General features: G+C 73.2%; 12 protein-coding genes. 3 read left to right on the plus strand and 9 right to left on the minus strand.

Features of this window, described 5'->3' with window-relative positions:
* Positions 1-129 precede the first annotated feature (129 nt).
* The 3 genes from ACO03V_RS00985 to ACO03V_RS00995 form a co-directional block, all read right to left on the minus strand.
* Positions 130-738: an energy-coupling factor transporter transmembrane component T family protein gene (locus ACO03V_RS00985; RefSeq protein ID WP_423136272.1), complete on the minus strand. Its 609-nt coding sequence runs from the start codon at positions 736-738 to the stop codon at positions 130-132.
* 76 nt (positions 739-814) lie between these two features.
* Positions 815-1,513: an energy-coupling factor ABC transporter ATP-binding protein gene (locus ACO03V_RS00990; protein WP_423136273.1), complete on the minus strand. Its 699-nt coding sequence runs from the start codon at positions 1,511-1,513 to the stop codon at positions 815-817.
* Positions 1,510-2,121, minus strand: coding sequence for a biotin transporter BioY (locus tag ACO03V_RS00995; protein WP_423136274.1), 612 nt, complete (start codon positions 2,119-2,121; stop codon positions 1,510-1,512). Before ACO03V_RS00995 ends, ACO03V_RS00990 begins: the two co-directional genes overlap by 4 nt.
* A gap of 52 nt (positions 2,122-2,173) precedes the next feature.
* Here ACO03V_RS00995 and ACO03V_RS01000 point away from each other — a divergent pair, with 52 nt between their 5' ends.
* Positions 2,174-2,830 carry a TetR family transcriptional regulator gene (locus ACO03V_RS01000; RefSeq protein WP_423136275.1) on the plus strand — a complete coding sequence of 219 codons (657 nt, stop codon included), beginning with the start codon at positions 2,174-2,176 and terminating at the stop codon, positions 2,828-2,830.
* Positions 2,831-2,839: 9 nt separating this feature from the next.
* Here the strand turns inward: ACO03V_RS01000 and ACO03V_RS01005 are convergent, their stop codons facing one another.
* Genes ACO03V_RS01005 through ACO03V_RS01015 form a run of 3 tightly spaced genes read right to left on the minus strand, consistent with a single transcriptional unit; the run spans position 2,840 to position 6,036 of the window.
* The gene (locus ACO03V_RS01005) at positions 2,840-4,294 is read right to left on the minus strand and encodes a cytochrome b/b6 domain-containing protein (protein ID WP_423136276.1); all 1,455 of its coding nucleotides are present in this window, start codon (positions 4,292-4,294) and stop codon (positions 2,840-2,842) included.
* Complete coding sequence (locus ACO03V_RS01010; protein ID WP_423136277.1) at positions 4,295-5,260, minus strand: electron transfer flavoprotein subunit alpha/FixB family protein; 966 nt, start codon at positions 5,258-5,260, stop codon at positions 4,295-4,297.
* Positions 5,260-6,036 carry an electron transfer flavoprotein subunit beta/FixA family protein gene (locus ACO03V_RS01015; RefSeq protein WP_423136278.1) on the minus strand — a complete coding sequence of 259 codons (777 nt, stop codon included), beginning with the start codon at positions 6,034-6,036 and terminating at the stop codon, positions 5,260-5,262. The genes ACO03V_RS01010 and ACO03V_RS01015 overlap by 1 nt, the downstream gene beginning before the upstream one ends.
* 114 nt (positions 6,037-6,150) lie before the next feature.
* Here ACO03V_RS01015 and ACO03V_RS01020 point away from each other — a divergent pair, with 114 nt between their 5' ends.
* On the plus strand, positions 6,151-6,678 hold the full coding sequence (locus ACO03V_RS01020; protein WP_423136279.1) for a MarR family winged helix-turn-helix transcriptional regulator: 528 nt from the start codon (positions 6,151-6,153) through the stop codon (positions 6,676-6,678).
* A 31-nt stretch (positions 6,679-6,709) separates the two neighbouring features.
* Here ACO03V_RS01020 and ACO03V_RS01025 read toward each other — a convergent pair whose 3' ends face one another.
* Together ACO03V_RS01025 and ACO03V_RS01030 are read right to left on the minus strand one after the other, a co-directional pair.
* A complete protein-coding gene (locus ACO03V_RS01025; RefSeq protein WP_423136280.1) occupies positions 6,710-7,513 on the minus strand; it encodes an enoyl-CoA hydratase-related protein in 804 nt (267 codons plus the stop codon).
* Positions 7,514-7,613: 100 nt separating this feature from the next.
* Entirely contained in the window at positions 7,614-8,777 is a 1,164-nt protein-coding gene (locus ACO03V_RS01030) for an acyl-CoA dehydrogenase family protein (RefSeq protein WP_423136281.1), read from the minus strand.
* Between the two features lie 218 nt (positions 8,778-8,995).
* Between ACO03V_RS01030 and ACO03V_RS01035 the strand changes: the two genes are divergently transcribed.
* Positions 8,996-12,817: a choice-of-anchor I family protein gene (locus ACO03V_RS01035; RefSeq protein ID WP_423136282.1), complete on the plus strand. Its 3,822-nt coding sequence runs from the start codon at positions 8,996-8,998 to the stop codon at positions 12,815-12,817.
* Positions 12,818-12,917: 100 nt separating this feature from the next.
* Here ACO03V_RS01035 and ACO03V_RS01040 read toward each other — a convergent pair whose 3' ends face one another.
* Positions 12,918-13,634 carry a Type 1 glutamine amidotransferase-like domain-containing protein gene (locus tag ACO03V_RS01040; protein ID WP_423136283.1) on the minus strand — a complete coding sequence of 239 codons (717 nt, stop codon included), beginning with the start codon at positions 13,632-13,634 and terminating at the stop codon, positions 12,918-12,920.
* Positions 13,635-13,644: the final 10 nt, after the last annotated feature.

A 13,644-nucleotide genomic window follows, 5' to 3' on the forward strand; every position in this document is an offset into this window, starting at 1 on the left:
CTGTTTTCCTGCACGAAGTGGGACATGCCGGTTCGGCCAACGGCTGGTTCCTCGGGCCAGGAGGGCGTGTCCCAGAATGTGCGAGGTGGGGGCTGCGTTCCTGCACGAAGTGTGACATGCCGGCGGGGATCAGCGGACGCCGCGAGCCGCGAGCGCCTCGCCGAGCTGATCCGCATGCCGGAGCGTCAGGACGAGGAAGGGCAGCATGCCGCGGTGGATCGCCGGCCGCACGCCCCGCGCCCGTTGGGCCTCGCGCACCTCGGCCGCGAGGCGGGCGAGCACCGGGATCGTCGTGAGCGCGACGCTGAGAAGGAGCGCCGCGCGGGCGGCATCCATCCCCATCCACGACAGCGGGGCGAGGATCCGCTCGAGGGCCTCGAGCACCGCGGCGGCGGGCGTGGTCAACGGCAGGAGCGCGGCCACGGCCAGGGACACGGCGATGCGGACCGTCGTGGCCGCCGCGGGCTCGACGCCGGCGAAGACCGCCTGCACCACCGCCGTGAAGGCGAGCAGCCAGCGCAGCCCCCACACCTGACGGGCGAGCTCCGCCAGACCGGCGCGGGCACCCCACCCGACCGTGGCGTACCCGACGATCGCCGTGACCAGCCCGATCCCGCACGCGAGCCACGACGACGGCAGGGCCGCGACGGCGATCGCCACGGGGGCGAGGAGCGCGATCTTGCGGCCGGCGGGCATCCGGTGCAGCCAGCCGTCGCCGGGGCGGAAGAGGCTCAGCACCGCCGCACCCGCGCCGAATGGCCGGCGCGCACCGTCCGCACCCCCGCCCATCCGGCCCGGGCGGCGGCGGGCAGCGTCAACACGCCAGCACCCGTTCGTAGGCGGCGACGACGTCGTCGGGCGTCCCCACGCCGGCGACCCGTCCCCCGGCGAACAGCACGGCCACGTCGCAGCGGCGCGCGAGGGCGAGGTCGTGCGTGACGAGGACGACGCGGTGCCCGGCGTCGGACAGCAGGTGATCGGCGACGAGGCGGGCGTTGCGGGCGTCGAGATACGCCGTCGGCTCGTCCGCGACGACGAGCGCGGGATCGCGGACGAACGCCCCGCACAGCGCGAGCAGCTGCTTCTGCCCGCCGGAGAGGTCGTGCGCGGCACGTCCGGCGAGGTCGCCGAGACCGAAGCGGTCCAGCGTCGCGGCGACCCGGGCGTCCCGCTCGGACCGCGGCAGGCGCTGCGGGCGCAGCGAGAAGGCGACGTCCTCCGCGACCGTCGGCAGGAGGATCTGCGCGTCGGGATTGCTGAGCACCAACGCCGTGCGGTCGCGGAGGGCGGCGGCATCCCGGTCCGGATCGACGCCGAGCACCTCGAGCGTCCCCGCCGTCCGCGGCACGAGCCCGGCCACCACACGGGCGAAGGTCGACTTGCCCGACCCGTTCTCGCCGATCACCGCGATGGTGCGCTGCGGGAGTGCGAGGGCGACGCCGTCCAGGACGAGGTGCCCGCCCAGCCGGACGGCGAGGCCGTCGCACCGCACCGTGGCCGGCGCCGGAGTCATACCGCGGCGGCCTCGGGGGCGCGCTCGGCCGCGACAGGCTCGCGCCACTCCCGTCGGAACCCGCGCGGGTAGGCCCGCACGAGCGTCGTGACGACGATCGTCGCGACCACGGCCTTCGCCAGGTCGCCGGGCACGAACCCGAGGCTCGACAGGGCCGTCTCCCCGAGGGGCAGGCGCATGACCAGGCTCTGGACCGGGATGCCGAAGAGGTAGATGACGCCGATCCCGCCGACGACCATCGCGACGGCGGTCCGCCACACCACCGGCCGGCGACCGCCCGCGTGGACGATGAGCCCGATGACGACGGCGCCCACGATCCATCCGAGCAGGTACCCGGCGGTCGGGCCGAGGAAGACGCCGAAGCCGCCGCGGCCGCCCGACAGGACCGGGAGCCCGACCGCGGCGAGCGCGAGGAGGACCGACACCGACAGCGCACCGAGCCACGGACCGAGGATGGCTCCGGCGAGCATCACCCCGAGCGTCTGCAGCGTCACCGGGACGCCGCTGAGGACGACGAAGCCGCCGGGCAGGCCGAGCACGGCGATGAGCGCGGCGAAGACCGCGACGCGGGCGAGGTCGGTGGCGTCGAGAGCACGACGAATGGGCATGAGGACTCCTCCTGAACGGCGTTCACTGAACGGCGTTCACTATACTCACCGGATGGCATCCCGCGGATACACGGCCGACGACGTCGCCCGGACGGCTCTCCGCCTCCTCGACGACCACGGACTCCCCGACCTGACGATGCGCCGCCTCGCCGGCGCTCTCGAGGTCCAGCCCAGTGCCCTGTACTGGCACTTCGCGAACAAGCAGACGCTGCTCGCCGAGCTGTCCGACCGGATCGTCGCGCGGATGACGCCGGGGCGGCCGACCCACCCCGCCGACAGCGCGTCGGACGCCGACGGCGGTGCCGCGGGTCGCGGGTCGGCGTCCGAGGACGACGGTGCGGACCCCGCAGCATCCGGGATCCGCTCCGTCGCCCGCGAGGCCGCCGCGTTGCGCGACGCCCTCCTGGCCTATCGCGACGGGGCGGAGGTCGTCTCGAGCACCCTCGCGCTGGGCCTGGGCGGATCGACCGCCCGCGACCGTCTCTCCCGGGCGGTCCGACAGGACGGGGTGGATGCCGCGGACGCCGACCGCGCGGCGACGACGCTCCTCCACTTCGTGCTCGGGCACGCCTGGCACGAGCAGCAGCGGATGCAGTACGACAGCGCCGGCGCACGTCTGGACGACGGCCGCGCGTCGACGGCATCCGCGGACTTCGCCTTCGGGGTCGACGTGATCGTCGCCGGCCTCCGCGCCCGCGCCCCGCGCTGACCGCCCGGGTCAGCGCTGCTTCACGTCGCCGAACAGGCGCGCGATCGGGATCAGGACGGACGGGCGCGCCGCCACCCATCCCGCGGCCATGACGAGGAGGGATGCCGCGAAGATCAGCAGCCCGGTCGGATCGCCCGCGAACGCGTCGGCGTCCACCGATCCGCGCGCCGCGTACATGTGGTCGAGGTTCCGCAGGGCGCCCGTGGCGAGGACCAGGGTCACATGGACCACGATGAACGCGACGAAGAACAGCATGGTCGGGTAGTGCAGCTTGCGCGCCCACTCGGCCGGGAACAGCCGGTTCAGCCTTTCGGCATCCCTCGGCCACACCCCCGACAGGCGCACCCCCGTGACGATGGCGACCGGGGCCGCCACGAAGGTGATGGCGAAGTACGACAGCTGCTGCAGACTGTTGTAGTTCACCCAGCCGTTCTCGGTCGGCCAGTCGAGAGCGGCGTACTGCAGCGCCGCCGACACCGCGTTCGGGAAGACGTCCCACGACGTCGGCACGATGCGCATCCACTGCCCGGTGACGAACAGCAGCACGACGAAGAGGACGCCGTTGGCGATCCAGAGGATGTCGAGCGACTGGTGGAACCACAGGGCCAGGCTGATGCGGCGACGCTTGTTGCCGCGCGGCGACCAGAAGGCGGCGGGCCGCTTCTCCCGGTGCACCTGCCAGCCGGTGCGGATGATCAGCAGCAGGAAGAAGCTGTTGAGGAAGTGCGACCAGTTCAGCCACGCCGGGATGCCGACCGGAGCGGCGTCCGGCAGGGGGTACTCCCCCGGGTACGCGGCCAGGAACGCCTGCCCCGACGGCAGCGAGAGCAGCACGCGCGCGATGACGACGACGAGCGCGACGAGCACGAGCGCCAGCGTCCCCAGCACCGCGAGGGAGCCGGCCCACTGCACCGGTGTATAGGGCCCGATCGTGCGCGGCTCGCGCTTCGGCGGGTGAGGCAGGGATGCCGCCACCCCCGGCCGCACCGTCCGCGGCAGGGTCAGCGGTGCACGGGGCGCGGCGGCTCGATCCTCGGACGACGGCACGGAGCGCGCCGCATCCCCCCGCGCATCTGCGAGATCGGGACGGATCTGCGAGATCGGCGGCCACGGCTCGCCCCCCGGCTCGCGCGGCAGTCCTCGCCGCACGCCCGGGCTCGCGGCATCCCTCCGCCCCGCTTCCGGGACTCCGGATGCCACCGCCCCCACGCCCGCGGAATCGGAGACCGGCTCAGCGCCGGGGACTCCGGATGCCACCGCCCCCACGCCCGCGGAATCGGAGACCGGCGCCGCATTCGGATCTGCGGCCGGTTTGCGTCCGATTCCGGCGCGGTCCTCCGATTCCACGACGGCCGGTTCGGCGGACCCCTGCGGGCCCGGCGCGTCGGATGCCGCGGGCGGCCAGGGCTCCCCACCGGGGACGCGCGGCAGCCCGCGACGCGGGGTGCGGGGTGTGGACGCCATCTACTTCTTATGGGCCTCGAGCGCGCTGATGAGTTGGGGGACGACGGTGAACAGGTCTCCGACGATACCGAAGTCGGCGATGGCGAAGATCGGGGCCTCGGGGTCTTTGTCGACGGCGACGATGGTGCTAGCGGTCTGCATGCCCGCGCGGTGCTGGATGGCTCCGGAGATGCCGAGCGCGATGTACAGCTGCGGCGACACCGAGACCCCGGTCTGCCCTACCTGATGCGCGACGGGAACGTACCCGGCGTCGACCGCCGCCCGCGATGCGCCGACGGCCGCCCCGAGCACGTCCGCCAGCTGCTCGACGAGCGCGAAGCTCTCCCGCGATCCGACGCCCCGGCCCCCGGCGACCACCTTCGCCGCCCCGCGCAGCTCCGGACGCGACGACGGCGCCGTCGTCTCGCGGAAGCTCTCCACCCGGGCGGACGGGACCCCGGATGCCGCGACGCCCAGGCTCTCCTGCACGAGCGGTCGCGGCCCGAGCCGGTCGGTGACGGCTCCGGGTCGGAGCGTCGCGACGAGCGTGCCGAACGTCGGCGCCCCGTCGACGGTGAACGCACCGCCGAAGACGGAGTGCTGCGCGACGACGCCGAGCTCGTCCCGCGACACCCCCACCACGTCCGTGGCGAGCGGGAGCCGCAGGCGCGCGGCGAGACGTGCCACGGCGTCGCGCGGCTCGACCGCGTTCGCGGCGAGCACCGCCTCGGGCCGCACCCGATCGACGGCGGCGGCGAGCGCGTCCACCACCGGGCCGGTGAGCAGGCTCGGGTCGACCGCCGACGTGAGGACGCGGACGGCGCCGAGGCCGGCGGCCGCCTCCGCGGCGGCGGGGAGGACCTCGGCGGGTCCGGCGAGGAGCGCCACGGGCTCGCCGAGACGCTCGGCGGCGGCGAGCAGCCCGGCGGAGGTCGCGGCGAGCGCCCCGGACGGCAGGATCTCGAGCAGGACGACGACGGGACCCATCACGCCACCCCCGCCGCGATCAGGTAGTCGGCCAGGCGACGCCCGGCGTCGCCCTCGTCGACGATCTTCGTCCCGGCCTCCCGCGGCGGGCGCTCGGCGACGGACAGCATGATGTAGCGCGCGACGGCGGGGTCGTCGACCTCGATGCCGAGGTCGGCGGCCGTGAGGGTCTCGTACGGCTTCTTCTTCGCGGCCATGATCCCCTTGAAGGTCGTGAACCGCCCCTCCGGCAGGGCCTCCGTGATCGAGACCACTGCCGGCAGCGGCGCCCGTACCCGCATGGTCCCCGCATCGGTGAGACGGTCGCCCGCCACCTCGTCATCGCCGACCTCGAGGGTCGCGAGCGCCGTCAGCTGCGGCATCCCGAGCAGTTCGGCGATCATCGCCGGCAGCACGCCGCCTCCGCCGTCGGTCGAGACGTTCCCCGCGATGACGAGGGCGGGGTCGACGCGGCGCACCGCCGCGGCCAGCACCTCGGCGGTCAGCCCGAGGTCGGCCCCGCGAAGGCCTTCGTCGACGACGTGCACCGCGGAGGTCGCCCCCATCGCGAGCGCCTTCCGGACGGTGGCGGCGGCGCTCTCGGGAGCCATGGTCACGACGACCACCTCGGTGCCCGGATGCGCGTCGGCGTACGCGAGCGCCGCCTCGACCGACCGCTCACCGATCTCGTCGAGCACGGGGGCGGACGCCCCGCGGTCCACGAGCCCGGTCTCGAGGTCGAGCCGCCGCTCGCCCCAGGTGTCGGGCACTTCCTTGACGAGCACCGCGATCCTCATCGACGCGTTCCCTTCCCTCGGATGGATGCCTCTCCCCCGTGGCCCCGCCGTCGGACGGCCACGGCCGATCGCCGTCCGCCGCCCGCGCGGTACCGTGAGGGACGAGGAGGACCGATGACGCGACGACTGCCGGTGGACCCGATCGCCGAGGCGAAGCGCCAGTGGCTCGCGCACGGGTGGGACGACGCGGCCGACGGCATGACCGTCGTGACCTCGGTCATCCGGGCGCACCAGCTGCTGATGGCATCCATCGACCGCGCCCTCCGTCCGTTCGACCTGTCGTTCTCGCGGTTCGAGATGCTGCGTCTGCTCGCCTTCACGCGGGAGGGACGGATGCCGATGGCCAGCGCGATCGCCCGCCTCCAGGTCCACCCGACGAGCGTGACGAACACCGTCGACCGTCTCGTCCGCGACGCGCTCGTCACCCGCGAGCCGCACCCGACGGACGGCCGCGCCGCTCTGCTCGTGCTCACCGCGGAGGGCCGGCGGCAGGTGGACGCAGCGACGGCGGCGCTGAACGGCGTGTTCGCCGACCTCGGACTGGGCGACGACGACGCGGTCGCCCTCGTGCGGATCATCGCGCGCTTCCGCAAGGGAGCGGGCGACTTCGCCGACCCGATGCCGGTCCCCGACCCGCTCTGACCGGATCGCCCGTCCACCCCCGCCGTACCGCTCATCGGTGCGTGAACGACGGCGACCGCTTCTCGCGGAACGCCGCCATCCCCTCCTTCTGGTCGGCGGTGTCGAACAGCGACGAGAACGCCTGCCGCTCGAAGCGGAGGCCCTCGGCCAGCGTGGACTCCAGGGCGACGTCGAGCGCGGCCTTGGCCGCGTAGAGCGCGGGCAGTGGCTTCTCGGCGATGGTGCGGGCGACCTGGTCGGCCTCGTCGAGCAGGTCGGCCGCGGGCACCACGCGCGAGACGAGTCCTGCACGCTCGGCCTCGGCGGCATCCATCATCCGCCCCGTCAGGACGAGTTCGGCCGCCTTGTAGTACCCGATCGCGCGGACGAGGCGCTGCGTGCCGCCCATCCCCGGGATGACGCCCAGCTGGATCTCCGGCTGCCCGAACTTCGCGCGGTCCGAGGCGAGGACGACGTCGCACATGAGCGCGAGCTCGCAGCCGCCGCCGAGGGCGTAGCCCGAGACCGCCGCGATGACGGGCGTCCGTACGGTGGCGAAGCGCGACCACGCGCCGAAATGATCGGTGAGGGTCATGTCCAGACCGGACTTCGCCTCCATCTCTTTGATGTCGGCACCGGCGGCGAAGGCCTTCTCGGACCCGGTGACGACGATCGCGCCGACGTCGGGCGCATCGTCGAACGCAGTGGCGGCGGCGACGACCTCGATCATCGAGCGGGTGTTGAGAGCGTTCAGCGCCTCCGGCCGGTCGAGGGTGATCCAGCCGACCCGTCCGCGCTGCTCCGTGCGGATGGTCTCGTAGGCGGTGCTGCGGTCACCGGTGTGCTGCTCGGTCATGTCACTCCCGTCGTGTCGGCGCGGGCTGTCCCGCTGTCGCATGGTCGCATATCCCCGTATGCGACGCGCGGGGGTTCCGCGGCCGTCCGCCGGGGCGCCGTCACGCGGCCAGCACGCTGCGGCCGACGATGAGCCGCATGATCTCGTTCGTGCCCTCGAGGATCTGGTGCACCCGCAGGTCGCGGACGACCTTCTCGATGCCGTAGTCCTGCAGGTAGCCGTAGCCGCCGTGCAGCTGCAGCGCCTCGTTCGCGACGCGGAAGCCGACGTCCGTCGCGAAGCGCTTGGCCATGGCGCACCGCGTGGCGGCATCCGGGGCGTGCGCGTCGAGGGCGGCGGCGGCGTCGCGGACGAGCAGACGCGCGGCCTCGAGCTCGGTCGCCATGTCGGCGACGGCGAAGACGACGGACTGCTTCTCGGCGAGCGCCTCGCCGAACGTGAAGCGCTCGTGCACGTAGGCGACCGACCGTTCGAGCGCCCAGCGCGCGCCGCCGAGGGAGCACGTGGCGATGTTGAGACGACCGCCGTTCAGCGCCGTCATCGCGAGGGAGAAGCCGCGCCCCTCTCCGCCGAGCAGGTTCTCCGCGGGGACCCGCACCTCGTCGAGGATCACCTGCCGCGTCGGCTGCGCGTTCCAGCCCATCTTCTTCTCGTGCGGGCCGAACGACAGTCCCGCCGACCCGGCAGGGACGAGGAAGGCGCTGATGCCGCGGGTACCCGGCTCGCCCGTGCGCGCCATGACGACGTAGACGGATGCTTCGCCGGCGCCGGAGATGAACTGCTTGACCCCCGTGAGGACGTACTCGTCGCCGTGGCGGATGGCCGACGTGGTGATGGCGGCGGCGTCGGACCCGGCACCCGGCTCGGTGAGGCAGTAGGCGCCGAGGTCGTCCATGGCGACGAGACCCGGCAGCCAGCGCTCCCGCTGCGCCTCGGACCCATAGGCGTCGACCATCCACGCGACCATGTTGTGGATCGTGACGTAGGCGGCGATGGCCGGGTCGCCGTAGGCGAGCTCCTCGAAGACCGCGACGGCGTCCGTGCGGCCGAGGCCGGTCCCGCCGACGTCCTCGCGGACCGTGACGCCGCCGAGTCCCAGCTCCCCGGCGCGGCGCAGCACGTCGCGGGGGAAGTGCCGGGCGGCATCCCACTCCAGGGCGTGCGGGGCGAGCTCGGTCGCGGCGAAGTCGCGGACGGCGTCGAGGATGGCGGCGCGTTCGTCGGCGGACAGGGCGGCGAGGGCGGGAGCAGGGGTCGTGTCCATGCGGCTCTCCTTCGGGGAGCGACGGCGTCGTCGCCCGGTCGAGTTTACCTGGACGTCCTACTATTTCCTAGGGGTATGGAGGGACATGGATGCCACTCCCCTCCCTCCGACCGGCGCGTTCGTCCGCCGTTCACCCCGTGGTCACCGCCTCGCGACAGGATCGTCGCGACCGTCGCGCCTGACGGCGGTCGATCCACCCGACCCCTCCGAGGACACGCATGCCTTCGCCCTTCCTTCGTCGTGCCGTCGCGTTCACCGCGACGACCGCGGCGGTGTGCGCGCTCGCCCTGTCGAGCGCCACGGCGGCCTCCGCCGCCATCGTCCCCCAGCCGATCAGCGACAGCGCCGCCGGCGCCGCGATCGGCCTGACCCCGCTCGGCTCGTACGACACCGGTGTGTACAAGAAGTCGGCGGCCGAGATTGTCCAGCCGTACCGCGACCGCCTGTTCGTGGTCAACGCGCAGGCGGGCACCGTCACGGTGCTCGACAACCGCGACCCGAAGAAGCCGGTGAAGCTGTACGACATCGCCTCGGCCGGCACCGCCAACTCGGTCGCCGTCCGCGACGACGGCCTCGGCGTCATCGCGTTCGAGGCGTCCGTCAAGACCGACCCGGGCCACCTCGTCTTCTTCGACGCCAACGCGACGGACGTCGCGGCCGCGAAGCTCGGCGAGGTCACCGTCGGCGCGCTGCCCGACATGGTCACGTTCTCGAAGGACGGTCTCTACGCCGTCGTCGCCAACGAGGGCGAGCCGGCGGCCGACTTCTCGGTCGACCCCGAGGGCTCGGTCGGCGTCGTCGCGCTGACCTCCGCCCTCGCCGCCCCCGCGCAGAGCGCGGTCAAGACGGCCCGCTTCACCGCGTTCGAGCAGGGCGGGTCCAAGACCCTCGACCCGAAGGTGCGCGTGTTCGGACCGGACGTCGCCGCCCCCGACCAGGGGACCACGCCGCTGTCGGCCAACCGCGTCAGCCGCAACCTGGAGCCGGAGTACATCACCGTCGACGGCACCACCGCGTACGTCGCCCTGCAGGAGGCGAACGCCATCGCGACCGTCGACCTGGCCAAGGCCGACGTCACCGGCATCCTTCCGCTCGGGTACAAGGACTACGGCGTCGCGGGGCTGGACCCCAGCGACCGCGACGGCGCGAGCCAGATCCGCACCTACCCGGGCCTGAAGGGCCTCTACATGCCCGACGGCATCGCCGCGTACTCCGCGACCGTCGGCGGTAAGGCGTCCACCTACCTCGTCACCGCCAACGAGGGCGACGGGCGCGAGTGGGGCACGTTCATCGACGAGGCCCGAGTGAAGGACCTCGGCAAGAACGGCCTGGGCGCGATCTGCGCCGCCTCGCCGCTCGCGACGAAGACCGCGGACGCGGAGCTGGGTCGCCTCAAGGTCGTCACGGACCTCGGCAAGACCGCCGACGGCTGCTACAGCGACCTCTACGCCTACGGCGGCCGGTCGTTCTCGATCTGGGACACCAAGGGCCAGCTCGTCTTCGACTCGGGCGGCCAGTTCGAGAAGAAGCTGAAGGAGGTCGCCCCGCAGCTGTTCAACGTCTCCAACGACAACAACACCGTCGACGACCGCTCCGACGACAAGGGTCCGGAGCCGGAGAACGTCGCCATCGGGGTCGTCGACGGCCGCACCTACGCCTTCATCGGCCTGGAGCGCGCGGGTGGCGTGATGGTCTACGACATCACCGACCCCAAGAACGCGACCTACGTCACGTACGTCAACAACCGCAACGCCTCGGCCGATGTCACCACCGCCGCCGCCGGCGACCTCGGACCCGAGGGCATCGCGTTCGTCTCGGCGCTGCGCTCGCCCACGGGCACGCCGCTGCTCGTCACGGGCAACGAGGTCTCCGGGTCGACCACCGTCTTCGAGGTGCGCCCGACGCAGCCGAAGACGCCGGACCTGCGCGTGCTCACCGTCAACGACTTCCACGGCCGCCTCCTCCAGGAGACCGGGGGCGTCGCCGGCGCGGCCGTCCTGGCCGGCGCGGTCGAGAAGTACCGTCAGCAGAACCCGAACACCCTGTTCGTGTCGGCGGGCGACAACATCGGCGCGAGCGCGTTCGAGTCGTTCATCGACCAGGACAACCCGACCATCGACGCGCTGAAGAGCGCCGGCCTCGACGCCAGCGCCGTGGGCAACCACGAGTTCGACCGCGGCTTCGCCGACCTCACCGAGCGGGTCATCCCGCGCTACGGCGCGAACGACGGCGCGAAGAGCGACTTCGCCCTCGGGGCGAACGTGTACCTGAAGGGCACCAAGACCCCGGCGCTCAAGCCGTACACGATCGCGGAGGTCGACGGGACAAAGGTGGCCTTCGTCGGCACCGTCACCGAGCAGACCGCCGGGATGGTGGACCCGTCGCAGATCTCGACCATCGAGTTCGGGGACCAGGTCGAGGCCGCCAACCGCGAGGCGAAGAACGCCCGCGCGGCCGGCGCCGACATCGTCGTGCTGCTCGCCCACGAGGGCTCCGAGGGCACCGACTGCACCGCCATCGCGACCGAGAGCGGCGACTACGGCGACCTCGTCCGCGGCGCCTCGAGCGACATCGACGCGATCGTCTCGGCGCACACGCACCAGAAGTACGCGTGCACGATCGGCGACCGCCCCGTCATCCAGGCGGGCCAGTACGGCACGAACCTCGGCTCGCTCGACATCGACCTCGACGACCAGGGCGAGCTCGTCTCGATCACGCCCGGCGTGACCTCGCTGTACGACGGCACCGTGGGGCAGTACATCGCGTACCCGCAGGCCGCCACCGCCGCCATCGTGGCGCAGGCCAAGAAGACGGCCGACGTCAAGGGGCAGGTCGAGGTCGGCAGGATCACGGCCGACATCACCCGTGCGAAGAACGCGTCCGGCGGCGAGGACCGCGGGTCGTACTCGACGCTCGGCAACACCGTCGCCGACGTCTACCTGTGGGCCACGAGCGAGAACCCGGCGTACAACGGGCAGGACGCGCAGATCGCGATGATGAACCCGGGCGGCCTGCGCGCCGACCTGCTGTTCGGCACCGACAACGGCTCCGTGTCGTACCGCGAGGCCGCGAACGTGCAGCCCTTCGGCAACACCCTGGTCACGCTGTCGCTGACCGGCGCGCAGCTGAAGACGGTCCTCGAGCAGCAGTGGCAGCCGGCCGGGGCGTCCCGTCCGGTGCTCGCGCTCGGCGTCTCGAAGGGCTTCACCTTCGAATACGACCCGAACGCGGCGGCGGGCTCGCGCATCGTGTCCATCCAGCTGAACGGGACCGAGATCGACCCGGCGGCCTCGTACCGCGTCGTGACGAACTCGTTCCTCGCGGCCGGCGGTGACAACTTCACCGCCTTCGCGCAGGGCACGGGCAAGGCCGACTCGGGTCAGATCGACCTGCAGGCGACCGTCGACTACTTCGCTGCGGAGAAGGTCGTCGCCCCGTCGCCCCTGGGCCGGGCCTACCTCGTGGGCCAGACACCCGTCGACGAGGGCACCGAGACCCCCGACCCCGGCACCACGCCGGACCCGGGCACCACGCCGGACCCCGGCACCACGCCGGACCCGGGCACGACCCCGGACCCGGGCACCACGCCGGACCCCGGCACCACGCCAGCGCCGGGCACCCCGGCGCCGACCGCGCAGCCGACCACGTCCCCCGCCTCGGTGACGGTCACCGCGAGCGCGACGCGCGTCGAGCAGGGCGGATCGTTCACGATCCGCGTCACGGGGCTGAACGCCGGCGAGCAGCTGACGGCGACGCTGAACAGCACGCCGACCGTGATCACGGGGATCCCCGCGGCCGACGCGTCGGGCGTGGTGACCTTCCGGGTGAACGTGCCCTCGTCGCTCGCGACCGGCGCCCACACGGTGGTCATCACGCGCGCCGACGGCACGGTGCTCCCCCCGGTCGCCATCGAGGTCGTCCGTCCCGGCGCCCTCGCGGTGACCGGTGCGGAGACGCCCTGGGGCATCGCCCTCGCGGGCGGCATGCTCGTGATCGCGGGCGGTCTCGCCTTCGGGCTGCGCCGCCGCCGCACCGCCTGACGCCCGGCACCGGAACGGCCCCCACCCCTCTCGGGTGGGGGCCGTTCCCGTTCGCCGACGCGCGGCATCCCCGCACATCCCTCCCGGAGACGTGCGCCGGTCAGGCGCGGATGACCTCGACCCGGACTCCGGATGCCGCGGACTCGACGCGCCAGACCTGCCCGCTGCCGCGGACGGCCGGGCCCGCCTGCGCCGACATCACCAGGGCAGTGTGCTCGTCGATCGCGACCCCTTCGGCGACGAGACCCGCGTCGACCGCGGCGACGAGACGCGACAGCGTCCCCCACTGCGCGGCGTGCACGTCGACGGCGAAGTCCAGCAGCCCGAGGCCGGGGCGCACCTCGACCTCGTCGAGCTCCTCGCCGGCGTCCTCCGACGCGACCTCGACGCCGCCCACCCTGAAGCCGCCGACGAGCGCGGGGCCGGCCGCGATGACCGAGCCGGCCGAGAAGCCCGCGTAGGGGATCCCGTCGCGCACACGGTCGGTCACGGCATCCCGGATGCCCCGGACCGCCTCCTGGTACGCCGGCGTAAGCCCGCCTGCGACGAACACCGCGTCGGCATCGAGCACGTCCGGGGCGAACCGGTCGCCCTCGACGATCGCCGTGACCCGCAGCTCGGCCGCCGTCGCCCCCGCCGCCTCCAGCACGGCCGAGAAGCGCGCGACCGAAGAGTCGTCGTCCGCCTCCCGGACGAGCAGGACGGCGATCCGGGGCGTCCTGCCGCCGGCCCGCTCCCGCGCCTCGAGGACGAAGGGCCTCAGCAGATCGCCGCAGCGGGCGATGTCGCGACCGCCGCCGAGAAGGAAGACACTCATACGCCCCAGT

Source organism: Microbacterium sp. HMH0099, from assembly GCF_049384025.1.
GTDB lineage: Bacteria > Actinomycetota > Actinomycetes > Actinomycetales > Microbacteriaceae > Microbacterium.